Annotated in this window: 24 protein-coding genes and 1 pseudogene; 3 read left to right on the plus strand and 22 right to left on the minus strand. The window is 40.5% G+C overall.

All coding sequences use genetic code 11. The features are described 5' to 3' along the window. Positions 1-2: 2 nt before the first annotated feature. The 3 genes from ffh to A3I9_RS0108910 form a co-directional block, all read right to left on the minus strand. Entirely contained in the window at positions 3-1,574 is a 1,572-nt protein-coding gene (ffh, locus tag A3I9_RS0108900; protein WP_018378679.1) for a signal recognition particle protein, read from the minus strand. A 27-nt stretch (positions 1,575-1,601) separates the two neighbouring features. Further along, on the minus strand, positions 1,602-1,934 hold the full coding sequence (locus A3I9_RS0108905; protein WP_018378680.1) for a putative DNA-binding protein: 333 nt from the start codon (positions 1,932-1,934) through the stop codon (positions 1,602-1,604). Between the two features lie 105 nt (positions 1,935-2,039). Then, positions 2,040-2,738, minus strand: a complete 699-nt coding sequence (locus A3I9_RS0108910; protein ID WP_018378681.1) for a GntR family transcriptional regulator — start codon at positions 2,736-2,738, stop codon at positions 2,040-2,042. Positions 2,739-2,869: 131 nt separating this feature from the next. Between A3I9_RS0108910 and guaA the strand changes: the two genes are divergently transcribed. Then, on the plus strand, positions 2,870-4,420 hold the full coding sequence (gene guaA / locus A3I9_RS0108915) for a glutamine-hydrolyzing GMP synthase (protein WP_018378682.1): 1,551 nt from the start codon (positions 2,870-2,872) through the stop codon (positions 4,418-4,420). Between the two features lie 170 nt (positions 4,421-4,590). On the opposite strand, the gene A3I9_RS0108920 is transcribed toward guaA, so the two are convergent. From A3I9_RS0108920 to A3I9_RS0108975, 13 genes and pseudogenes are all read right to left on the minus strand, one after another. Then, entirely contained in the window at positions 4,591-5,007 is a 417-nt protein-coding gene (locus A3I9_RS0108920) for a hypothetical protein (RefSeq protein WP_018378683.1), read from the minus strand. A gap of 33 nt (positions 5,008-5,040) precedes the next feature. Then, positions 5,041-5,862: a DUF6287 domain-containing protein gene (locus A3I9_RS0108925; RefSeq protein WP_018378684.1), complete on the minus strand. Its 822-nt coding sequence runs from the start codon at positions 5,860-5,862 to the stop codon at positions 5,041-5,043. Between the two features lie 15 nt (positions 5,863-5,877). Beyond that, entirely contained in the window at positions 5,878-6,639 is a 762-nt protein-coding gene (locus A3I9_RS0108930) for an SDR family NAD(P)-dependent oxidoreductase (RefSeq protein WP_018378685.1), read from the minus strand. Between the two features lie 102 nt (positions 6,640-6,741). Continuing rightward, a pseudogene (locus A3I9_RS13875) lies at positions 6,742-6,879 on the minus strand (double zinc ribbon domain-containing protein); the annotation flags it as partial. Then, a complete protein-coding gene (locus tag A3I9_RS13880) occupies positions 6,873-7,001 on the minus strand; it encodes a zinc-ribbon domain-containing protein (protein WP_425423181.1) in 129 nt (42 codons plus the stop codon). The pseudogene A3I9_RS13875 and the gene A3I9_RS13880, both read right to left, overlap by 7 nt. Before the next feature lie 61 nt (positions 7,002-7,062). Further along, on the minus strand, positions 7,063-7,410 hold the full coding sequence (locus tag A3I9_RS0108940; RefSeq protein ID WP_018378687.1) for a hypothetical protein: 348 nt from the start codon (positions 7,408-7,410) through the stop codon (positions 7,063-7,065). Between the two features lie 113 nt (positions 7,411-7,523). Next, on the minus strand, positions 7,524-8,123 hold the full coding sequence (locus A3I9_RS0108945; RefSeq protein WP_018378688.1) for a lysozyme family protein: 600 nt from the start codon (positions 8,121-8,123) through the stop codon (positions 7,524-7,526). Position 8,124: 1 nt separating this feature from the next. Next, positions 8,125-9,099 (minus strand): nucleoid-associated protein, encoded by a 975-nt coding sequence (locus A3I9_RS0108950; protein ID WP_018378689.1) that lies wholly within the window; start codon positions 9,097-9,099, stop codon positions 8,125-8,127. Between the two features lies 1 nt (position 9,100). Next, complete coding sequence (gene glyA, locus A3I9_RS0108955; protein WP_018378690.1) at positions 9,101-10,357, minus strand: serine hydroxymethyltransferase; 1,257 nt, start codon at positions 10,355-10,357, stop codon at positions 9,101-9,103. A gap of 12 nt (positions 10,358-10,369) precedes the next feature. Next, on the minus strand, positions 10,370-10,960 hold the full coding sequence (locus tag A3I9_RS0108960; protein ID WP_026217413.1) for an L-threonylcarbamoyladenylate synthase: 591 nt from the start codon (positions 10,958-10,960) through the stop codon (positions 10,370-10,372). Then, positions 10,953-11,786: a peptide chain release factor N(5)-glutamine methyltransferase gene (prmC, locus tag A3I9_RS0108965; protein WP_018378692.1), complete on the minus strand. Its 834-nt coding sequence runs from the start codon at positions 11,784-11,786 to the stop codon at positions 10,953-10,955. Before prmC ends, A3I9_RS0108960 begins: the two co-directional genes overlap by 8 nt. Further along, positions 11,786-12,865, minus strand: coding sequence for a peptide chain release factor 1 (prfA, locus tag A3I9_RS0108970; protein WP_018378693.1), 1,080 nt, complete (start codon positions 12,863-12,865; stop codon positions 11,786-11,788). Before prfA ends, prmC begins: the two co-directional genes overlap by 1 nt. Positions 12,866-12,988: 123 nt before the next feature. Next, the gene (locus A3I9_RS0108975) at positions 12,989-13,558 is read right to left on the minus strand and encodes a thymidine kinase (protein WP_018378694.1); all 570 of its coding nucleotides are present in this window, start codon (positions 13,556-13,558) and stop codon (positions 12,989-12,991) included. 149 nt (positions 13,559-13,707) lie between these two features. On the opposite strand from A3I9_RS0108975, the gene A3I9_RS0108980 reads away from it, so the two are divergent. Beyond that, positions 13,708-13,908 (plus strand): 4-oxalocrotonate tautomerase, encoded by a 201-nt coding sequence (locus A3I9_RS0108980; RefSeq protein WP_018378695.1) that lies wholly within the window; start codon positions 13,708-13,710, stop codon positions 13,906-13,908. A gap of 4 nt (positions 13,909-13,912) precedes the next feature. Beyond that, positions 13,913-14,209, plus strand: coding sequence for a hypothetical protein (locus A3I9_RS12750; RefSeq protein ID WP_018378696.1), 297 nt, complete (start codon positions 13,913-13,915; stop codon positions 14,207-14,209). Positions 14,210-14,248: 39 nt separating this feature from the next. On the opposite strand, the gene A3I9_RS0108990 is transcribed toward A3I9_RS12750, so the two are convergent. The 6 genes from A3I9_RS0108990 to guaC all read right to left on the minus strand — a co-directional run bounded on the left by A3I9_RS0108990 (position 14,249) and on the right by guaC (position 21,899). Continuing rightward, positions 14,249-16,024 carry an ABC transporter ATP-binding protein gene (locus tag A3I9_RS0108990; protein WP_018378697.1) on the minus strand — a complete coding sequence of 592 codons (1,776 nt, stop codon included), beginning with the start codon at positions 16,022-16,024 and terminating at the stop codon, positions 14,249-14,251. A 1-nt stretch (position 16,025) separates the two neighbouring features. Next, positions 16,026-17,768 (minus strand): ABC transporter ATP-binding protein, encoded by a 1,743-nt coding sequence (locus A3I9_RS0108995; RefSeq protein WP_018378698.1) that lies wholly within the window; start codon positions 17,766-17,768, stop codon positions 16,026-16,028. A gap of 10 nt (positions 17,769-17,778) precedes the next feature. Continuing rightward, on the minus strand, positions 17,779-18,750 hold the full coding sequence (locus A3I9_RS0109000; protein WP_018378699.1) for a zinc-binding dehydrogenase: 972 nt from the start codon (positions 18,748-18,750) through the stop codon (positions 17,779-17,781). A gap of 37 nt (positions 18,751-18,787) precedes the next feature. Beyond that, complete coding sequence (locus A3I9_RS0109005; RefSeq protein ID WP_018378700.1) at positions 18,788-20,134, minus strand: MATE family efflux transporter; 1,347 nt, start codon at positions 20,132-20,134, stop codon at positions 18,788-18,790. Between the two features lie 65 nt (positions 20,135-20,199). Continuing rightward, complete coding sequence (locus A3I9_RS0109010; protein ID WP_018378701.1) at positions 20,200-20,781, minus strand: xanthine phosphoribosyltransferase; 582 nt, start codon at positions 20,779-20,781, stop codon at positions 20,200-20,202. 134 nt (positions 20,782-20,915) lie between these two features. Continuing rightward, positions 20,916-21,899: a GMP reductase gene (gene guaC / locus A3I9_RS0109015; RefSeq protein WP_018378702.1), complete on the minus strand. Its 984-nt coding sequence runs from the start codon at positions 21,897-21,899 to the stop codon at positions 20,916-20,918. Positions 21,900-22,256: the final 357 nt, after the last annotated feature.

Genomic DNA, 22,256 nt, shown 5'->3' on the forward strand with positions numbered 1-22,256 from the left:
TTTTACTTCCGTTTTTTCTTGGCTTTTTTAAGCTTGTTAGCTTGTCGTTTCATCGCTTGTTTCATAGCAAATTGACCAACCTTACCTTTGATGCCTCCACCAAACATTTGGCTCATATCAGGCATGCCTGAGCCACCAAGAGCTGACAAATCAGGCATACCAGATCCGCCCATCATGCCTTCAAGACCGGACATGTCCATATTTCCCATATTCGGCATATTTTTCGGCATATTATTGGGATTAAGACCCATTTGTCGCATCATCTTGTCCATATCGCCTGACATGACACCTTGCATCATGGATTTGGCTTGATTAAAGTCTTTGATGAATTTGTTAACGTCAACAAAACTGTTGCCTGAACCTGCAGCAATACGACGACGACGACTTGGCGTCAAGAGGTCTGGATTTTCACGTTCAGCTGGGGTCATGGAAGATACAATCGCACGCTTGCGGGCAATGTCACGTTCATCTACTTTGATATTGGCTAAGGCTGGATTACCTGCCATACCTGGAATCATTTTAAGTAGATCTTCCATTGGTCCCATGTTTTGAACTTGGTCTAGTTGCTCGATAAAATCATTGAAATCAAAGGTATTTTCCCGCATTTTTTCTGCGAGTTCCATTGATTTTTTCTCATCATATTCTTGGCTAGCTCTTTCAATGAGAGTGAGAAGGTCTCCCATTCCCAAGATACGACTGGCCATGCGGTCTGGGTGGAAAGTCTCAATATCTGTGATTTTCTCACCAGTACCGGTGAATTTGATCGGGCGACCAGTGATTTCGCGGACAGAAAGCGCCGCACCACCACGAGTATCCCCATCAATCTTGGTTAAGACAACCCCTGTGATATCAAGTTGAGCATGGAATTCACGGGCAACATTGGCCGCCTCCTGACCAATCATGCTATCGACAACAAGCAAAATTTCATTTGGTTGCGCAAGTTCTTTGACATCACGCAATTCTTGCATGAGCACTTCATCAATTTGCAAACGACCTGCTGTATCGATGAGAACATAGTCATTGTGGTTTTGACGTGCTTGCTCTAAACCTTGTTTCACAATCTCGACAGCAGGAATGTCTGTTCCTCTATCAAATACGGGAACGTTAATTTGTTGACCCAGTGTTTTTAATTGGTCAATGGCTGCTGGACGATAGATATCGGCCGCAATCATCATTGGACGAGCATTTTCATCTTTGATGAGCTTGTTTGCCAATTTTCCTGCAAAAGTGGTCTTACCAGCACCCTGCAAACCGACCATCATGATAATGGTTGGAATTCTTGGTGATTTTTCAATCTCTGCAGTTTCAGAACCCAGAATCTCTGTCAATTCTTCGTTGACAATTTTGACGATCTGTTGAGTAGGATCTAGTGTATCAATGATTTCATGACCGACAGCACGTTCACGTACTCGTTTGATAAAAGTTTTGACAACTGGGAGTGCTACGTCCGCTTCTAGTAAGGCTAGACGGATTTCTTTAGTCACTTCCTGTACATCTTTTTCAGAAAGTTTGCGCTTGCCACGTAGATTTTTAAAGACGCCCTGTAGGCGCTCTGTTAAGCTTTCAAATGCCATAGTAAGTGTGTAATCTCCTTCGGTTTGTTAATCGCGATTGTCAATGCTACTGAGAATAGCAATTTTTTCCTGTAAAAAAGAATCTTCTGAGTAAGTTTCTGCTAGCTCATCAAAGATTTGGCTACGGACAATATAGTCCGAATACATGTGCAACTTCATCTCATAATCTTCTAAAATCTTCTCTGTACGTTTGATATTATCATAAACAGCCTGCCTACTGACACCGAACTCCTCAGCAATCTCTGCTAGACTGTAATCATCTGCGTAATAAAGTTCGATATAATTCATTTGCTTGTCTGTCAGAAGCGCAGCATAGAATTCAAACAAAGCATTCATGCGATTGGTTTTTTCAATTTCCATAATCTTTATTATACCAAAAATCTTGTCATTTTAATACGTAAAAGACAAAAACCGCTTATTTAGCGGTTGATTTCTTGTTAATTTACATAACATTTTTTATGCAAACTAATTATTCTCCAAGTAAAACTCAAATCGATCACCAACATACTGACTATTTACATATTCAAAAGGTCGACCATCTGTCAGATAAGAAACTTGACGCAAGGCTAGAATCGCTTCATTCTTAGTAATTTGAAGGTGTTTTGCAACCTTTTCACTGGCTAAGCGTGCATAAATTGTTTGCTGACTTTTTCCAATTTCATAACCATTATCTGTTAATGTTTTGAAGAAATGATTCGTTACCTCTTCTTTGCGTACATTTTCAATTAAATTGGCTGGAATACTGGCTACTTCGTAAACAACAGGTACATCATCAGCATAACGAACCCGCTCCATGCGGATGATTGTATCTATTTGTTTGAGATTCAGTTGCTTGCATTCCTGCTCATTTGGGTGTGTACGAATATAGGAAAGAAGTTTACTAGAAGGTGTTTTTCCTTGGAGCTGGATAATCTCAGTAAAGGAGGTGGTTCCCCGCATTTTTTCTTGCACGCGCGTACTTGCGACATAGGTACCGGAACCGACTTTTCGAGTCAGCACTCCTTCTTCCACTAGGAGAGTAATGGCTTGGCGCAGCGTCATTCGTGATACTTGAAAAGTGTCCGCCAAGTCTCGCTCACTTGGCAGCCGTTGCCCAATTTTCCAAATGCCCTTGTCAATTTCATCTTTTATCTGATCATGGATTGCAATATAAGCTGGTGTCATTCTCATTCCTCATTTCTTTTTACTATTCTACCAAAATTCTATCTTTTTCTCCATCCCTACTGTAAATTGTTCGCTTTTATGGTAAAATAGATAACATAATTTGGTATTTTTTCAAAATGAAAGGAAAAAGAATGACAAATCAAGATGTTCAAAAAATTATCGTTCTCGATTACGGTAGCCAGTACAATCAACTGATTGCGCGTCGTATCCGTGAATTTGGTGTTTTTTCAGAACTTAAAAGTCATAAAATTACAGCAGATGAGCTTCGTGCCATCAATCCTATCGGAATTGTCCTCTCTGGGGGACCAAACTCTGTTTATGCCGACAATGCTTTTGGTATTGACGAAGAAATCTTTGAGCTTGGAATTCCAATTTTGGGAATTTGCTACGGTATGCAACTGATTACACACACTCTCGGTGGTAAAGTTGTTCCTGCAGGTGAAGCTGGAAATCGTGAATATGGCCAATCAACACTCCGTCTCCGCGCAGAATCAAAACTCTTTGCTGGAACACCTGAAGAACAACTTGTTCTCATGAGCCATGGCGATGCTGTTACTGAAATTCCAGAAGGTTTCCATTTAGTAGGAGACTCTGCTGACTGTCCATTTGCTGCGATGGAAAATACAGAGAAAAATTTCTACGGTATCCAATTCCACCCCGAAGTACGTCACTCTGTTTACGGCAATGACATGCTTAAAAATTTCGCAGTCAATATCTGTGGAGCGCGAGGCGACTGGTCAATGGATAACTTCATCGACATGGAAATTGCGAAAATCCGTGAAACGGTTGGAGACAAAAAAGTTCTTCTTGGTCTTTCAGGTGGTGTGGATTCATCAGTCGTTGGTGTCCTTCTTCAACGCGCTATCGGTGATCAGTTAACCTGTATCTTCGTTGACCACGGCCTTCTTCGTAAAAATGAAGGCGACCAAGTGATGGACATGCTTGGTGGGAAATTTGGTCTTAACATTATCCGTGTGGATGCTTCTGAGCGCTTCTTGAGTCTTTTAGCAGGTGTTGATGATCCTGAGAAAAAACGTAAAATTATTGGTAATGAGTTTGTTTACGTCTTTGACGATGAAGCAAGTAAACTCACCGATGTTGATTTCTTAGCACAAGGAACTCTTTACACAGATATTATCGAATCAGGAACTGAAACTGCACAAACCATCAAATCGCACCACAATGTTGGTGGACTTCCTGAAGACATGCAGTTCAAACTCATCGAGCCACTCAACACCTTGTTTAAAGATGAAGTACGCGCACTTGGTACTGCACTTGGCATGCCAGATGAAGTTGTTTGGCGCCAGCCATTCCCAGGACCTGGCCTTGCTATCCGCGTGATGGGGGAAATCACTGCTGAAAAACTGGAAACCGTTCGTGAATCTGACGCTATCTTACGTGAAGAAATTGCAAAAGCAGGTCTCGACCGCGATGTATGGCAATACTTCACTGTAAACACAGGTNTTCGTTCAGTCGGCGTTATGGGTGACGGTCGTACCTATGACTACACCATCGCTATCCGTGCCATCACTTCTATCGACGGTATGACCGCAGATTTTGCTCAACTCCCATGGGATGTTCTCAAGAAAATTTCAACACGTATCGTAAACGAAGTAGACCACGTCAACCGCATCGTCTACGATATTACAAGTAAACCACCTGCAACTGTAGAGTGGGAATAATACATATAAGTAACTTTGGCTAAGAATCCTTGATTTAACAGCATTTTGCCTATTATAAAAAGTGTTAAAATGAGATAAATACATTTGGATTGTCTCCAAAAAATACGAATAATACATATACATAAAAACATTACAGCTAGATTAAAACTGTAATGTCTTTTTATTTTCTTCTATTGTGTGACTTGTTGATTTAAGAAGGTGTTAAGTGCATCAATTTTTAAATCAATTCCCTTCATTCTATCACTTATTCCGCTTTGACAGATGATAGGCTGAAGCTCCATTGTTTTTTTAATGAGCTCTTTCTCATATTGTTTTCGTTCTTGACGATTGTCAATTTGAGAACATAATTCAAATTTTAAGGTGATATTTGAATTGTTTATAGACTTTTCATTAAAACCGAAATAAGCTGGATTTTTCTTAAATTCAAATAAGTGGGTAGCGCAACGAACAAGTACAAAAACAGATTCACCAATGTAAAGAGGGGCACATTCACCATTTTCTTTTTGGATACTTACTTGATAGACTCCTGCCCCAATTGCCTCAACCAACTGATTTGAGAAGAAATCAATTTTAATTTGTAAAGTCATGAGTATCATCTCCCTTTGCTATTATATCAAGTTTTACGGCCGGTAAATAATTTGATTTGTATTTTCTGAGATGATCACGCCATTTTGATAAATGCGGTAAAGTGACTGATTCTCTCCTTGAATTAATTCAAATGGGATAGCTTCTGTTCGGTTATAATTGCTTTCAATTACTTGCCAATTTCGATTTCCTAGAATCTTATTGGCGTAATCAACGGTACGATCACCACTGTCAAGATGAATCTTTGCATTTTCCGTTACACGGTAATAGGTATCATTTTTTAAAGCTTCTGCTGGAACTAGCGCTTGCGTCGCAAACATACGGTCTCGACTGGTATCCGAGACATCTGATGTATCTTGCAGGTAGACGTCTGAAATGGTGGTTCCAGCTGGCACCATGCTTAAGGCAAATGCACCAGTACCTCCCCCATTCGTGGGAGTGACACTCACCATATACATTCCACCTTCATAGCTTCCGTATTGGGCTAAGGCAAGGCCTTCATGAACGAGACCAAATGTATTAAAGATCAGAGTTTGACCGTGACTATTTTTCCATGTCCCGATGATGCTCGTGAAATCACCTTGTGAAATGGCCTCAAGGTCCATTTGGGTAGTTTGTAATCCAGCAAACGGATCTACCGAAGGAGCAGACGTTGCGCTAGAAGCTGTTGTCGGCTGATTGATTGTTGTGCTTTGAGTTGCTCTACTTGTGCTTGTAGAAGACACCGCTTGCTGCTTAGAGCTCGCACTGGTTTGCTGATGCAACGTATCCGAGGATTTCATCGAAAAAGCAAAGATAGTCGCTATTACAGCAAGAACTACTACAGCAAGGATTGCTACAATTCTATTCTTTTTCATATCGTAACTCCTTTTCTAATTTTCTCTATGAATGGTGAACCCGGTAGCTTGCTGTGTTGCCATGACGGTAATATCTGAGATTTGCACATGCTTTGGTTGGTTCGCAATATAAAGCGTGATATCAGCGATATCTTTTGCCTGCAGAGCCTCAACTCCTTGGTAAACCGTTTTTGCGCGCGCTTTATCCCCGTGAAAACGCACTTCACTAAATCCTGTTTCAACAATCCCAGGTTGTACCGTTGTTACCTTAATATCGGTAGCAATCGTGTCAATTCGAATGCCATCACTAAGCACTTTTACAGCTGATTTAGTGGCAGAATAGACTGCTGCGCCTGCATAGGCATAAATTCCTGCTGTTGAGCCCATATTGATGATATGCCCTTGATTCCGTTCCACCATATGAGGCAATAGCTGACGCGTTACCAATAATAAACCACGGACATTGGTGTCCAACATCGTCAGCATATCTTCCACCGCATACTCTTGGAAAGGTTCCAAGCCCAAGGCTAATCCAGCATTATTGACAAGAACGTCTACCTGTCCTACTTCTTCTAGTGCTTTTCGACAGACTTCTTCTACCATATCCGCTCTTGTCACATCTAGAGGATAAGTCCAAACAGTTACACCGTATTCTTTTTCCAGTGTCTCTTTCACACTTGTTAAACGCTCAGTCCTTCTTCCTGTCAGAATTACATTGTCATCATTTTGAGCGAATGCATGGGCAATTGCTTCTCCAATCCCACTTGTTGCCCCTGTAATAAAAATATTCCTAGTCATCGGTTAACTCCACCTTTCTTTTCCTTTATTATACCACTTTTCAAAAGAATAGAAAAAACGAATCTGTGTTCGATTCGTTTTAGAAGACATTTATGTGACAAATTATTGAGCCATTCCACAGTTATTACAGAATTTTGCATTAGGATCTACTTCATGACCACAACCAGCACAATTTTTTTGCTTCGCTTGTTGAACATTTGAACCACACTCTGAGCAGAATTTTGTACCGATTGCTAATTGGGCGTTACAGTTTCAAACAGCCCCGCACCACAACTCATACAAAATTTAGAATGTACTGAATTTCTAGCGTTACAACTTGGACAAGCAACCTGATTCTCAGTAGCCATAATACTAGAGGTCATGGAAACTGTCACTGATTTTCCACCAGAAATGATAAATGACTCGATAAATTCAAAAATTTCATCAGGTAATTGTTTTTTGCTGCCACGCTCCAAGTGCGGAAGTTACCAAAAGCGGTGAAAATACTACTGCTCCAGCTCCTGCTGTTAAAATTTTATCTGCCCACTTAGCTTCACCCAGTTGAACATTTACAGTTCCATTGTTCATATCAAAGAATTGAACTTGATTGGCATTATCCATTCCCACAAATTTTTTCCAATTTTCTTTTTTCTTAGCTTGGACAAAATAACCTTGAGGAGTTACTTTTCCTTCTGCAATCATATCCTTCTTTTCCATAAAAAATTGCTCTAACGCAACACCAATTGATTGAACGGTAACTGAATCAGTCAGTTTAAATATCTTTGAACTCATATTCTTTCTCCTTCTCCTATTTGCTGATAGGGTTAGTATTGACTGTTAAGTCAATACTTGTTATACGTAGCATATCAAGATTTTTTCGTTCAAAAAAACCGCATAAAGCGGTTTTAGAATAAATTCATGATTCTCATCAACTGAAGATTAAAATTCACCTGTCGTGAATAATATATATTGCCACCATTGACATAGAGTTTACCTCCATGCATAAGGGCAATGGGGTGGTAATAAGTATAGGTCTCGCCAGTCGTATTTCCAAGGCTTGGCGCCACCACTTCTTTTGAGTAGGTTGTTGCTAATTCAATGCTATTATGCCCACCATTTTTAGCGATATATTGGATATAGGCAGGGCCGTAATTATAGGCCTGTACCGCTGTCCAAACATCAACATTCGCCTCTTCTGCTGCTGCGATATTTTGACTCAGGTATTCTACCCCCTGACGGATACTTTCCTTGCTATCACTGATGGTATTGGCGTAGCCTGTGGCAGACTCGCTGGACTGCATGACATCTGCAGTTTGTCCCTTGGTCTCCGTGTAAATCATAGCTAATACCAGCTCTTCATTGGCTTTTGTGTCATTTTCAGCAAGGACTTCTTGTACTAAGGATTGATAGGTCATGACTTGCTTGACATTTTTCCAAATATGGTAAGTATGATAGGCTAGGAAAACAAGGACGACCAGGGTGAGCGTTCTTGTTAGTTTTTTCATATTAATGGTTCTTTATATCTTCTATATTCTTGATTAAAATGGAGTAGGTTCCATTGTCGTTTTGGATAAATTCAACAGATTCTGCATCTTGGTAAATGGCATTTGGTACGATTAATTCGATGCCATTAGATAAGGATAGTTTTTGATTTTCAAATTTCTTGAGCTGACGACTTGTGTCAATCTCTTCAAAGCGAATCTTCTCAGGGACAATATCTTTTAATTCATCAACAAAGCTAAGGCGCGCTGTCAAATTCTGATCAAACAGCTGATTGGCCAATTTTTCAGGAGACAATTCTCCATCTTCTTCTAAATCAGAGAAAATGGCTGATTTGACCTTGGACTGGAATTGAAAATCTCCCTGTTGGAAGGTATCCGCAATTTTCTGAGCAGTCTTTTCTACTGCTTGAATGGATTTTTTCGCTGAAACGGTTGGTTTAGCCTGCAAGAGATGATCAGAAAAATAATTTAAAAAAGTTCCATTGTATTTAATTCGTTTCTCAATTAAATGATATTTGCGTGATGTCAAGTTAATAATCACCGCTTCATCTGGAGCTGATCCTGCACTAGGAAGATTGTTCTGCGTGAGTTTCAATGGTGCATCACTGCTGTCTGAAATATGAACCAGACTTTCTCGCAAACCGATTCGTAAAAAAGAAAAGTGCTCTACTCCATTTTTTTCGAAGAAAACAAAAAGTAAATCATTGGTCTTCTGATTTTCAGAAACCACAAATTCTTCTTTCCATAGCTGCGCAATCCGAACAGAAGTCTGTATCAAATCATCTTCGATAGCTGCCAAAAAAGGATTCCCCACTTCAAGTAGGCCAGTTTTAGCTTCATCAGAATAGACGCGTTCGATTTTTTTGCGAATATATTCTTCAATTTTTGGGGTGATAGTTAAGAGCTGGTTTGCAAAAACCAGCTCCGTATCATCTGGAGTAAACTGATGTAAAACAGCTTGTTTAATGTATAAATCCATGTTAATTCTCGTAAAGTGGGAAACGGTCGGTCAATGCACGCACTTCTTTGCGTACTTCTTCAAGCACGAGGTCGTTTCCAGCATTTTCTAATGTTTTCATAATTAATTTTGCAACTTGAATACACTCTTCCTCGCCAAAACCACGAGCTGTCACAGCTGCAGTACCGATACGAATACCAGATGTTTTGAATGGTGAAAGGGTTTCAAATGGGATAGAGTTTTTATTTAGGGTGATATTCACTTCATCAAGAAGGTTTTGCGCTTCTTTTCCGTTTTCGATGACTTTTGTCACGTCAACCAAGAAGACATGGTTGTCTGTGCCACCTGAAATCACTCGGAAGTTATCATCTTCCGCAAAGGTTTCAGCCATTGCTTGACAGTTTTTAATAATTTGTTGCGTGTATTCTTTGAAGGCTGGATCAAGATTTTCCTTGAAGGCCACTGCTTTTGCCGCGATAACGTGCTCCAATGGGCCACCTTGCATACCAGGGAAGACAGCAGAATTGATTTTCTTCGCCAATTCTTCATCATTGGTCAGAATCAAACCACCACGCGGGCCACGAAGGGTTTTGTGTGTTGTAGTTGTAACCACGTCAGCATACGGTACTGGATTTGGATGAAGTCCAGTTGCAACAAGACCAGCGATATGAGCCATGTCCACCATCAATTTTGCACCAACGCTATCAGCAATCTCACGGAATTTGGCAAAGTCAATGATACGTGAGTAAGCAGACGCTCCAGCTACAATCAATTTAGGTTGTACTTCTTTGGCACGTTCAAGAATGGCGTCATAATCCAATTGTTCGGTGTCAGGATCCACCCCGTAAGCCACAAAATTGTAAGTCTTGCCTGAGAAATTGACAGGTGAACCGTGTGTCAGATGCCCACCAGCTGACAAATCCATGCCTAAGACGGTATCGCCTGCATTGATAAGAGCCATATAGGCTGCAGCATTGGCCTGACTTCCTGAATGTGGTTGTACATTTGCAAATTTTGCACCAAAGATTTCCTTAGCACGTTCAATGGCCAGATTTTCGACGACGTCAACACATTCAGTCCCGCCATAATAGCGACGACCTGGATAGCCCTCAGCGTATTTATTCGTCAAAATAGAGCCTTGTGCAGCCATTACTGCTTTAGATACGACATTTTCAGAGGCAATCAATTCAATATTGTGCTGTTGGCGTTGTTCTTCAGCAGCAATTGCATTCCATAATTCAGCGTCGTAAGCTTTATAATCTTCTTTATCAAAAATCATTTTCTGTCTCCTTTAAAATGTCAATTCAGGAACAGCTCGAAGTAAGTCTTCTTTTGTGATTGCCCCCTGCCGCAAAATCCTTGCAACAGGTCCAGACAAATCTAAAATCGTAGAATCCACGCCAGTAATAGCTTGATCATCAGCAATTCCCTCAACAGGTTCTGCAAATGATTGGATAATCGATTCAAAACGAACACCACTAGACGCACCTGAAATATTGGCAGATGGTCCGATTAAGGGACCAGTATCACGAATGATTTGTAAGGTTTTTTCATGTTTTGGAACACGAAAACCGACTGTATCCCGGCCTGAATTAATCCAAAAAGGAACGTTCTTGTTCGATTTTAAGATAATCGTTAAGGGACCGGGCATAAATCTATTATACACTTTTTCTAAAAAAACAGGTGAATTTTGGCTGAACCGAAAAATATCCTCTAGACTAGCAACGTTTAAATTCATGGCCTTATCTTTTGGGCGTTGTTTTAAAGCGTAGACTCGCTCTACTGCGTCTTCATCAAATGCCTTGGCAAATAAACCATAGACTGTTTCAGTCGGTAAAACAACTGCGCCCCCCTTTTCAAGGATTGTTCGGATTTCACTCATTTGCATGAATTGTTACCATCCTTTCCTTTCCAAAAGCATCTTGAAGTATGTTGCAACTGAAGTTTGGCACGAAATCAGAAGCTAGTTTTTTTAAACCAAGCCCTTGCTTATAACCAATTTCAAAGTAAATTTTTCCTTTTTTATTCAGATGCTCGTTTGCTTCTTGAAGAATTTTCCGATAGATTACATACCCATTTTCATCTGCAAAGAGAGCGGTATGCGGTTCGTGTTGTAAGACATTTTGTTCGACTTCTTCCTTGTCCTCAAGGGCAATATAGGGCGGATTTGAAACAATGATGTCATACATCTGATGAATATTTTCGAAAACATCTGATTGGACAAAAGAGACATCTAAGGCTGCTCTCTCTGCATTTTCTTGTGCAATACGGAGAGCTTCCGCTGAAATATCACTGGCTGTAATCTGCCAATCAGGTCTTGCCTGCTTCAATGCGAGGGCAATAGCTCCACTTCCTGTCCCAATGTCCAACACGCGCAAGTCTGCTCTGCTATTTTCCGCTAAAATCAAATCTACTAACTCTTCTGTCTCTGGACGAGGAATGAGGACATCAGGCGTCACATTTAAGGTTAAATTGCCAAAATAGGCTTTTCCAGTTATGTGCTGAGCAGGAATATGCTGCGAGAGTTTGTCAAAAATCTCCTGCAAGAGTTTTGCATCTGTTTCTGGGATAGGATGGCGTAAATTCAAAATCAAATCTGTTTTTGTCCAACCCTTGATGTCTTTAAAAACATAAGAGAGGGCTTCTTTTTCCTCTCCAAGTTTTTCTAAGTTAGCTTCTAATTTCGCTAACAATTCTCCATAAGTCATTAGTTGTTTAATTTCTCAAGTTTCTGTGTTTGATCGTAAAGAACAAGAGCATCTACTACTTCGTCTAGTTTTCCAGCTAAAATCGTGTCTAATTTTTGTAGAGTCAAGCCAATGCGGTGGTCAGTGACACGATTTTGTGGGAAGTTGTAGGTACGAATCCGTTCTGAACGGTCACCTGTCCCAACGGTTGATTTCCGTTCGGCATCTTGCTCGTCTTGAGCGATTTGGGCAAAGTAGTCTGCTACACGCGCGCGGATGATCTTCATGGCTTTATCACGGTTTTTCTGTTGCGTCCGTTCTTCCTGCATTTCCACCTTGATATTGGTTGGCAAGTGAACGATACGAACGGCTGTCGCAACCTTATTGACGTTCTGTCCACCAGCACCAGAAGCATGATAGATGTCTACACGGAGGTCTTTTGGATCAATGTCATATTCCACTTCTTCCACTTCAGGCATGACAAGGACTGTCGCGGTCGACGTATGCACTCGACCTTGACTCTCTGTCACAGGAACACGTTGCACACGGTGAGCACCGGATTCGTATTTGAGCTTAGAATAAACCGATTGGCCCGATACCATAGCTACCACTTCCTTGATACCACCAACGCCGTTGTAAGAAGCTTCCATGACTTCAAAGCGCCAGCCCTGTGCTTCCGCAAACTTTTGGTACATGGTTAAGAGGTCTCCAGCAAAGAGAGCTGCTTCATCGCCACCAGCAGCACCGCGGATTTCCAAGATAATGTTCTTATCGTCATTCGGATCTTTTGGCAAGAGAAGAATTTTCAATTTTTCTTCGTATTCTTCCTTAGCAGCTTTTGAGTCTTTCAACTCTTCTTTCGCCATTTCTTCTAATTCTGGGTCACCACCAGCATCCTTAATCATTTCTTCCGCATCTGCGATATTTTGAATGACTTGTTTGTATTCACGATAGGCTGTTACTGTTTCGCGTGTATTTGCCTCCTCACGAGACAATTCCATAAACCGCTTCGTATCAGACACGACAGAGGGGTCACTAAGCAATTCGCCAAGTTCCTCATAGCGATCTTCAACAGCCTGTAACTGATCATAGATATTCATATTGTTTTATTACCTCATACTGTAAATTCATAATATTATCAGATTTCATTATATCATAAAATGGTGGACTTATCTGCATTCCTTACTGGATAAAAAAGAAAATTTAAGACACCTTGCGATGTCTTAAATTTCTGGATGGAAATAGTGTTTTCGGCAAACTGGAATGTAAGTCTCATTGCCGCCAATTTGGATTTGTGCACCTTCATAGACAGGATGTCCGTCTTCTGTTCGCAAGACCATGGTGGCTTTCTTGGAGCAATACTGACAAATCGTTTTAATTTCTTCAATCTTATCCGCTAGCAAAAGCAACTCACGCGATCCTTCAAAAAGATGATTTTGAAAGTCATTTTTTAGTCCAAAAGCCATGACCGGGACACCTAATTCATCAACGACCCGTGCAAAATCATACACATTTTGCTTACTCAAAAATTGTGCTTCATCAATCAATACACAATATGGTTTCTCGGGCAGATTTGCAACATAGGCAAACACATCCATTTTATCATCAATGGCAATAGCTTCGCGACGCATGCCAATTCGGCTAGAAACCATTCCAAAACCGTCACGCGTGTCAAGCGCACTTGTCATGATGACAACGCCCTTGCCCTGCTCTTCATAATTATGGGCGACTTTCAAGATTTCAATCGTCTTTCCTGAATTCATTGTGCCGTATTTATAATATAACTGTGCCATGTTCACATTCCATTCCTTTTAAAACTCACTCCTACTATTCTATCATAAAAGGCTCATTTACAACAGAAAAAACGAGATAAATGAAAACTTCAGTTATTTTTAAAGAACTATGCTATACTGAAATTAATAATCATTAAAGGAGAAAACTTATGCCATTTGTAAAAATTGACTTATTTGAAGGACGCACAGAGGAGCAAAAAATCGAGTTAGCTCGTGAGGTTACAGAAGTCGTTTCTCGTATTGCTAAAGCTCCAAAAGAAGCCATCCATGTCTTTATCAATGATATGCCAGAAGGCACCTACTACCCACATGGAGAGATGAAGCGGAAAAACAAATCAGTCGAGGAATAGCGCAATGAAAAAAGTCTATGTTAATGCAAGAGGAGACAGACATCTGGCACCAGAAGGTTTTTCTTGGACGATTCTCTTTTTTGGATTTTGGGTGCCACTGCTTAGGAAAGACTGGAAATGGGCACTGATCCTCTTCGTACTATCAGCTGCTGTAGTTAGCTTTTCTTTCCCGTGGTTAGCAGATGGATATCATTTTCGAATCGGTATTCCTAGCGCCTTAGTCCATTTATATTTTGCCTTTACTTACAATCGGCATTATCAAAAGGAATTGGTACGACAAGGATATTTTTTAGAAGAATAGAAAAAGATACTTCCAAGTTTGGAGGTATCTTTTGTTTCCTTATGCTTCCTCTGCTTGACTGAACTGGCTCATGTAGAGGTCGTAATAGAAACCTTTATCTGCCAAGAGACTTTCGTGATTGCCTTGCTCAATGATTTGTCCGTCTTTCAGCACCAAAATCTTATCGGCTTCCTGAATGGTTGACAAACGGTGAGCAATGACAAAACTGGTCCGACCATGCATCAAGCGTTTCATAGCTTTTTGAATCAGCAATTCCAAGCGAGTATCAACAGATGATGTCGCTTCGTCAAGAATGAGAATTTTCGGATCTGCTAGCAGGGCGCGGGCAATCGTCAAGAGTTGTTTTTGCCCTAGCGAGATATTGCTTGATTCCTGATTCATTTCCATATTGTAGCCACCTGGCAAAGTACGAATAAAGTGGTCTACGTTGGCTGCCTTGGCTGCTTCAACAATTTCTTCGTCGGTTGCTTCCAGATTTCCAAAACGAAGGTTTTCCTTAATCGTTCCTTCATAGAGCCAAGCATCCTGCAAGACCATCCCAAACTGTTTCCGGTAATCCTGACGAGAAAGGTGACGAATATCATGTCCATCCACTGTAATGCTTCCAGCTGTTACATCATAAAAGCGCATGAGAAGATTAATTAACGTTGTTTTACCAGCTCCAGTTGGCCCCACAATGGCTACCATTTCACCCGGTTTGACTTCTAAATTAAAGTCACGAATCAGCGGTTTGTTTGCAACATATTGAAAGTCCACATTGCTAAAGCTTACTTGACCAGTCAAATCTTGCTCTAGTGTTTCTGTCACTTCTGCTACTTCGTCCGCTTCATCCAAAACTTCAAAAATCCGTTCTAAGGAAGACTTGGCGCTTTGCAAAATCCCTGCCAACTGGGTTAGTGTTTGAATGGGTTGTCCGATTTGGAAAACATATTGGACAAAGGCTTGAATATTCCCAATAGTCATCTTGCCTGCCATGACTTGAAGACCACCCAAGACAGCCACAATGAGATAAGTCATATCAGAAATGGCATGCAAGACTGGCATCATAATCCCTGACATAAAGCTTGCACGGAAACCCACATGCTGCAATTCATCTGTAATTCGGGCAAACTCTTCTGTAGAAGCTTCCTCACGTCCATAGAGTTTTAAAACATTAAAACCTGTTAAGTTTTCTTGTACAAAACCATTCATATCCCCAAGGACGTTGGCTTGACGCTTGAAATAGGGTTGGGATTTTTTGAGAATACTTTGCGCAGCAATGTACGTAATCGGAATGCTGATAATCACAATCCAAGCCAGTTTGAAGTTTAGATAGAGTACCATTACAATCACCAAGGTTAGGCTCAAGACAGCATTGATAATCTGTAAAAAAGATTGTTGTAGAGCATTTGAAACCGTCTCGACATCGCTGGTAAACCGACCAAGCATATCCCCAAATTGGTGTTTATCAAAATACGACACAGGAATGCGATTGATTTTCTCACTGAGGTCATTTCGCAAATCACGAATACTTTGTTGCACCGTCCTTGTGATGTAATAGTTAGACCCGTAAGCCCCCAATTCATAAAAAAGAGCACGAATGGCATAAATCACTAATACCCAAAAAACATAGTGACTGTTGATAGTAGCTCCTGGGACACCATTCGCCATATCCAGCAAATTTTTGGTCAATTCAGTGATGACAAGTCCTAATACAAATGGTTCCAAGACATTCATCACAGCTGCTACAATTTTAAGAAATATAGCTAGAAAGAGGGAGCCTTTGTAGTGCTTCAAATAATCCCACAAACGTAGAAATACTGATTTTTGTTTCATTTTATGCTCCTTCCTCTGTTAATGATTGATTATTTAATTGTGAATTGGCGATTTCACGATAGATCTCGTTGCTCACCATGAGTTCTTCGTGTCTGCCACGACCGACTACTTCACCTTGATCTAGGACAATAATCTGATCTGCATCCATAATGGTTCCAACACGTTGTGCTACGATGAGAACGGTAGCATCCCCAGTGACTTCTTTCAGACGACGTCGTAAAGTCGCATCTGTCTTATAATCAAGGGCAGAGAAAGAATCATCAAAGATATAGATATCGGGCTTTTTCACAACGGCGCGTGCGATAGACAAGCGTTGCTTTTGGCCACCAGATAGGTTGCTTCCGCCTTCAGCAAGATGAGTGTCGTAGCCTTCTTCTCGACTTTCGATAAATTCCTTAGCTTGCGCCACCTCAGAAGCTCGGTCTAGTTCAGGATAGGTCGCATCCGGCTTCCCATATTTTAAGTTTTCTTCGATTGTTCCGGTAAATAGCAGAGCTTTCTGTGGGATAAAACCAATCTTTTGCCGAAGAGCCTTGAGATTGTAATCACGGACATCCACACCATCCACCAAGATTTTTCCTAAGGTCACATCATAAAATCGTGGAATCAAATTGACCAGTGACGATTTTCCAGAACCAGTTGAACCAATAAAGGCAATAGTTTCACCCGGTTTCGTTTTGAAAGAAATGTTGTGCAAGACAGGACTTTCAGTCTCGCCAGGATAGGCAAAGGTGACATTTTCAAATTCTAGATAGCCGTGTGTATCAGTCTCAGTAATCCCATCTTCATTTTGTGAAATAGAAATCGGCATATCCATGACTTCTTGAATCCGACTACTAGAAACCGCCATCCGAGGGTACATGGTAAAGAGATTGGCAAACATCAAGAATGAAAAGAGAGCATGGAAACTATACTCGATAAAGGCTACCAAATCCCCAATTTGTAAATGACCTTTTGAGAGTGGATCGAGCGCAAACCAGACAATTGAGACAATCATCGCAATAATAATTTGCACAAACAATGGCTCTGTTAAGCCTGTCAAGGTAAAGAGGCGCGTGGAAATGTCTGAATAGGTCTGGTTCTGCCCATCAAAGCGCTCTTCTTGAAACTCTTCACGAGAGAAGGCACGAATCACACGCAGACCCATCAGATTTTCACGAACGTACTGGTTGATTTTATCCAATGTTTTTTGTTGTTGTGTTGAAATCGGACGAGAGTGAATTGCCACATAAGCAACAACGATGATCAAGAAAGGAATCGCTACTGCCACAATCCAAGCCAAGGAAGGGCTAGTTAACAGAATCATAATCACCGAAAAAATCATCATCATCGGTGTTACAACCCCCATCCGCAGGCTCATTTCTGCAAATTGCATAAGGACAAAGGCATCGCTCGTCATCCGTGTTACTAAGGATGACACACCGATTTGCTCATATTCGTGATGCGAATAAGTTTGTAACTTGGCATACATGTCCATCCGCATCTCCTTGATCATGGTAGTGGTCAATTTCCCAGCAGCATAGGCCAAGGAAATCCGACCAATAACTCCCAATACTACAATGACGAGCATGATCAGAGCCCAATATGTGAGTCGTTCGGTATTGTTCTTCGTAATGCCTTCGTCAATCATTCGTGCCAAAATCGTTGGCATTCCCAAATTAACAACGACAAATAAAAATCCGCCTAGCAAATCCAAGGCTAACCATTTGTGCTTGGAACGTAAATAGGACCAAATGAATTTCATATATTCTCCTTTACAATGATTGATTTATGACAACTACTTTACCATAGCTGTTACTACTTTCTAGATAATGATGTGCTTCTACGATTTGGGGCAAGGTGTAAATTTTTTCAGGATGAACCTCAACTGAAAATTCTTCAATGAAATCAAACATTGTCTGCATCTTTTTACCATCAACATTCCCTGAATAAAAGGTTGTAAGGTAGACATTGTTTTGTAAAGCCATAATTGGATCAAAGTCTTCTAAAAACCATTTTCCACCTAGTTGACCAACACTGGCGACAATCCCTCTTTCTCGGACATGTTTCAAAGTATCCATTATCGTTGCAGGGCCAATCAACTCCAACACTTTATCAAACTGTGCTGTTGTCTGAAGTTTTCCTGCCCTATCTTCAATGACCTGATCAAATCCCGCTTCTAGTAACAGAGAAAATTTCTCAGATTTTCGACTCGTTCCCGTGATGTGAATATGTGGGAATTTAGCCTTGACCAGCTTCATAAAGGCAATGCCAACTCCGCTTGTTGCCCCACGGACCAAAATGCGGTCTGACTCTGTTACCATCAAGTTTTCAAAAGCACCAAAGGCGGTATAAAATGTTTCAGGAACTGCAGCCAAATCAGACCAATCTAACGATGACGAAATTGGAAAAATTTGCTGATTAGGCAAGAGGACATATTCCGCATACGAACCATCAAAATCTCTGCTCATTTCACCCATGATGGAGACTACTTTCTGCCCAACTGAGAACATATTTGAAGTAGTTTCTACAACTTCACCAACGCACTCGATTCCTAATATTCTTGGAAATTGAACACTTGGCGACAATCCTTTTCTGGTAAAAATTTCAGAATGATTAATCCCAAATCCTTTCACTTTTACTAAACTCCAGCCCTCTTTAACTTGAGGAATTGGTCGATTTTCTACAAACAATTGTTCAGGTCCACCTGCTTCATAGATGACAGCAGCTTGCATTTGATTATCCATTTAGATTTCCTCTTTTCGTACATCTCTCAAGAGAATGTTAGAGACTCAACATTCTCTTCTCTAGTTTTCTTAATCGTCTTTGTAGCAGAATACCACAAGCAAATATCCCCATAATCAAGCCTACCCAGTAGGCAACCGGTCCAAGGTCAATCGTGTATTCTAACAACAATGCCAATGGAATAGCAACGCTCCAATAGGTACTGACACCAATAACAAAAGGCATCGTCGTGTCTTTATAGCCTCGTAAAATTCCCTGCAAAGGAGCAGTGAAAGCATCTGCCAATTGGAAAAAGAGAGCATAAACTAGAAATTCAGATGTGAGTTTAATAAAGATCGGATCGTCACCATATAAAAAGGCAACCCGTCCACGAGATACAAAGATAAAGCTTACGGTTAAAGCCGAAAAAGCAAAGGCTATCAGTCGGCCAATCTTGGTGTATTCTTTAACAGCTATAAATCTTTTAGCGCCCATTTCATAAGAAATCACAATGGGTAAAGCCATAGAGATACTCACTGGAAAAGCATACATCAAGGTTGCAAAATTCATTGCTGCTTGGTGGGCCGCAATTACTTGAGAGGAGAATTTCGCCATCAATAGCCCCACCACAGCAAAAATTGCCACTTCCGCAAAAGTCTGTAAGCCAATGGGAAATCCCAAACGAAATCCTTCTACAAATCTCTTTCTCTCAAAACCAGTCCATTTCCAAATTTCGTAAGGACGGATAGCATTATGAAAAATAGACACAACGAGGACTACAATGAGTACTGCCCAGTAAGCTAAAGAAGTTCCCAAACCAGCTCCTACTCCACCCATTTCAGGCATTCCCAATTTCCCATAAATCAGGATATAATTAAAAAATGAATTAAAAGGAACCAATAAAAGCATGAGGTACATTGATAATTTGGTCAAGCCCAAAGCATCAAAAAAGGAACGAAATACACTAAAAAGAATAAGAGGTAAAATCCCAATCAAAATAAAGGAAAGGTACCCCTGACCAACAGCTAAAACTTCCGGTTCCAGATGAAACCATGACAGGGCAGGGATGGCGACGCATATGACAATCAAAAAGAGTATAAGAACTAATAACACGGTCAAATAAATAAATTGGTGTAGTTCTTTACGAACCTGCTCCTTATCACCCCGACCTAAATGATGACCTATAATCGGCACAAGAGCGGAAACGATAGCTGTTGCTAAAGAGAAAAAAGGATTCCAGAGGCTTGTGGCCATCGAGACCCCCGCCAAATGCTGTGTACTATATTGTCCCGTCATCATCGTATCAATAAAAGAGGCAGAGTAAGTTGCTAGTTGATAAATCAATATCGGAAAGAAAATTTTTAAAAATAAAACAACTTTTTCTCTCGTTGTTCTAGCGTGAAACATTCTTTCAGTTCTCCTTTCATACATTTAGTAGAAAAGAAGCACACCACGTGTGCTTCTAGTCCATATCAGACATCTGCTGGCGCAAATTCAAGACGCCCATTCTCTAAAGATGCAATCCGTGCCAAAGACACTACCTTATGACCTGCTTCTTCCAATCTTTGACGCCCATTTTGGAAGGATTTTTCAATCACAATCGCAATGGATTCAACAGACGCACCGGCCTGCTCAATGATATCGATTAAGCCCATCGTAGCCTGACCATTTGCCAAAAAATCATCTACTATCAAAATACGATCAGAATCGGATAAAAACTTTTCAGCAATTGACACTTGACTAGTGAGTTGCTTCGTAAAGGAATAGACTTCTGTTGTGAGAATTCCTTCTGTCATCGTAATATTTTTAGACTTTTTGGCAAATACCATTGGAACTTCTAATGCTTCAGCCACATAAAGGGCAGGTGCAATCCCTGATGCTTCAATTGTGACAACTTTTGTTATCCCCGCATCTTTAAAAAAATTCGAAAGGACTTGCCCAATCTCCTTCATCAAAGCCACATCAACCTGATGAGTTAAAAAAGAATCAACTTTCAAGACAGTATTGCTCAAAACCTGCCCATCTCGCAAAATTCGCTCTTCCAGCTGCTTCATACTTCACCTCATCCTTTTATCCTTCTATTATATAAAAAATGAAGCTTGTTTCGCAAGTTTTTTTAAAAGAATTTAGCCAAAATAGGCATATTGAAAAGCCTTTAGAATCTTCTAGAGGCTTTCGTATTGTTCAGTTAGATAGAGTCACCGTTCCAAATAGAGTTTTTTACGACAACATAATCAACCCGTGTCAAGCTTGCCAAGTCACGTCCGCCAGCATACGAAATAGAACTTTGCAAGTCCTGTTCCATCTCTGTCAAGGTATCTTGTAAATGCCCTTTAGCAGGAAGAAGAATTTTCTTGCCTTCTACATTTTTGTGCTCGCCCTTTTGATATTCAGAAGCTGAGCCGAAGTATTCCTTAAATTGCTCACCATCTACTTCCACTGTCTTACCTGGGCTTTCGATGTGACCAGCAAAGAGGGAACCAATCATAACCATGCTGGCGCCGAAACGGATTGATTTGGCAATGTCTCCATGAGTACGGATACCACCATCTGCAATAATGGGCTTGCGAGCTGCCTTAGCACACCAGCGAAGCGCAGCCAATTGCCAGCCACCCGTACCAAAACCAGTTTTAACCTTAGTGATACATACTTTACCTGGGCCAATACCGACTTTCGTCGCATCTGCACCAGCATTCTCTAACTCACGAACTGCCTCTGGTGTTCCAACATTTCCTGCAATGACAAAGCTTTCAGGAAGTTCTGTCTTGATATGCTTGATCATCTTGATAACAGAATCAGCATGACCATGTGCAATGTCGATTGTAATGAACTCTGGAACATCGTCTTTCAAGCTTGACACAAAATCGTATTCATAGTCCTTCACGCCAACGGAAATCGATGCAATCAAGCCTTGGTCGTGCATTCTCCTGATAAACGGCTTACGCCCCGCTTCATCAAAGCGGTGCATAATGTAGAAATAGCCCTTTCTAGCCAACATTTCAGCTACATCCTCATCAATAATGGTCTGCATGTTAGCGGGAACAACAGGCAACTTAAAGGTATAATTGCCTAACTTGACCGCCGTATCTGCCTCAGAACGGCTAGAAATGATACATTTATTTGGGATTAACTGAATATCTTCATAGTCAAAAACGGGTACTTCATTAAACATGGTATCTGGCTCCTGTAATCGAAAAATGACCTTCCTATATGAACTTTATCATATCACTACGCTCTCGCGTTTCCATGTATTATTATAGGTCAATGTATGGATTTTGTCAATATAACAACACTTCTCGACACTATGATTCGTGTTTTAATATATTTTTGTTAGGAATTAAAAACAATTATTCATATTTTTCTTTCTGTTCATTGATAAACCACTATATTTGTCTCAAACATTCGGAAATTAGACATAGAAATGAAAACAATGATAAAAATTACGCGAAAAAATTTAAAATTATTCGTCTTTATCTGTAAAATTATCATTATTTTTTTGTAAAAGTTTTGGTTTTGAATACATTTTAAT

The organism is Streptococcus ovis DSM 16829 (assembly GCF_000380125.1).
Taxonomy (GTDB): domain Bacteria; phylum Bacillota; class Bacilli; order Lactobacillales; family Streptococcaceae; genus Streptococcus; species Streptococcus ovis.

Coding starts and splice junctions, on each gene's coding strand:
- A3I9_RS0108995 (WP_018378698.1), bottom strand. CDS start 17,768: ATGAAATTCATTTGGTCCTATTTACGTTCCAAGCACAAATGGTTAGCC.
- A3I9_RS0108925 (WP_018378684.1), bottom strand. CDS start 5,862: ATGAAAAAGAATAGAATTGTAGCAATCCTTGCTGTAGTAGTTCTTGCT.
- prfA (WP_018378693.1), bottom strand. CDS start 12,865: ATGAATATCTATGATCAGTTACAGGCTGTTGAAGATCGCTATGAGGAA.
- guaC (WP_018378702.1), bottom strand. CDS start 21,899: ATGTTTAATGAAGTACCCGTTTTTGACTATGAAGATATTCAGTTAATC.
- glyA (WP_018378690.1), bottom strand. CDS start 10,357: ATGATTTTTGATAAAGAAGATTATAAAGCTTACGACGCTGAATTATGG.
- A3I9_RS0108950 (WP_018378689.1), bottom strand. CDS start 9,099: ATGGATTTATACATTAAACAAGCTGTTTTACATCAGTTTACTCCAGAT.
- A3I9_RS12750 (WP_018378696.1), top strand. CDS start 13,913: ATGAAAAAAGTCTATGTTAATGCAAGAGGAGACAGACATCTGGCACCA.
- A3I9_RS0108910 (WP_018378681.1), bottom strand. CDS start 2,738: ATGACACCAGCTTATATTGCAATCCATGATCAGATAAAAGATGAAATT.
- A3I9_RS0108980 (WP_018378695.1), top strand. CDS start 13,708: ATGCCATTTGTAAAAATTGACTTATTTGAAGGACGCACAGAGGAGCAA.
- A3I9_RS0108945 (WP_018378688.1), bottom strand. CDS start 8,123: ATGAAAAAACTAACAAGAACGCTCACCCTGGTCGTCCTTGTTTTCCTA.
- prmC (WP_018378692.1), bottom strand. CDS start 11,786: ATGACTTATGGAGAATTGTTAGCGAAATTAGAAGCTAACTTAGAAAAA.
- A3I9_RS0108975 (WP_018378694.1), bottom strand. CDS start 13,558: ATGGCACAGTTATATTATAAATACGGCACAATGAATTCAGGAAAGACG.
- A3I9_RS0109010 (WP_018378701.1), bottom strand. CDS start 20,781: ATGAAGCAGCTGGAAGAGCGAATTTTGCGAGATGGGCAGGTTTTGAGC.
- A3I9_RS0108905 (WP_018378680.1), bottom strand. CDS start 1,934: ATGGAAATTGAAAAAACCAATCGCATGAATGCTTTGTTTGAATTCTAT.
- A3I9_RS0109005 (WP_018378700.1), bottom strand. CDS start 20,134: ATGTTTCACGCTAGAACAACGAGAGAAAAAGTTGTTTTATTTTTAAAA.
- A3I9_RS0108990 (WP_018378697.1), bottom strand. CDS start 16,024: ATGAAACAAAAATCAGTATTTCTACGTTTGTGGGATTATTTGAAGCAC.
- A3I9_RS0108920 (WP_018378683.1), bottom strand. CDS start 5,007: ATGACTTTACAAATTAAAATTGATTTCTTCTCAAATCAGTTGGTTGAG.
- ffh (WP_018378679.1), bottom strand. CDS start 1,574: ATGGCATTTGAAAGCTTAACAGAGCGCCTACAGGGCGTCTTTAAAAAT.
- A3I9_RS0109000 (WP_018378699.1), bottom strand. CDS start 18,750: ATGGATAATCAAATGCAAGCTGCTGTCATCTATGAAGCAGGTGGACCT.
- A3I9_RS0108930 (WP_018378685.1), bottom strand. CDS start 6,639: ATGACTAGGAATATTTTTATTACAGGGGCAACAAGTGGGATTGGAGAA.
- A3I9_RS0108940 (WP_018378687.1), bottom strand. CDS start 7,410: ATGAGTTCAAAGATATTTAAACTGACTGATTCAGTTACCGTTCAATCA.
- A3I9_RS13880 (WP_425423181.1), bottom strand. CDS start 7,001: ATGACCTCTAGTATTATGGCTACTGAGAATCAGGTTGCTTGTCCAAGT.
- A3I9_RS0108960 (WP_026217413.1), bottom strand. CDS start 10,960: ATGAGTGAAATCCGAACAATCCTTGAAAAGGGGGGCGCAGTTGTTTTA.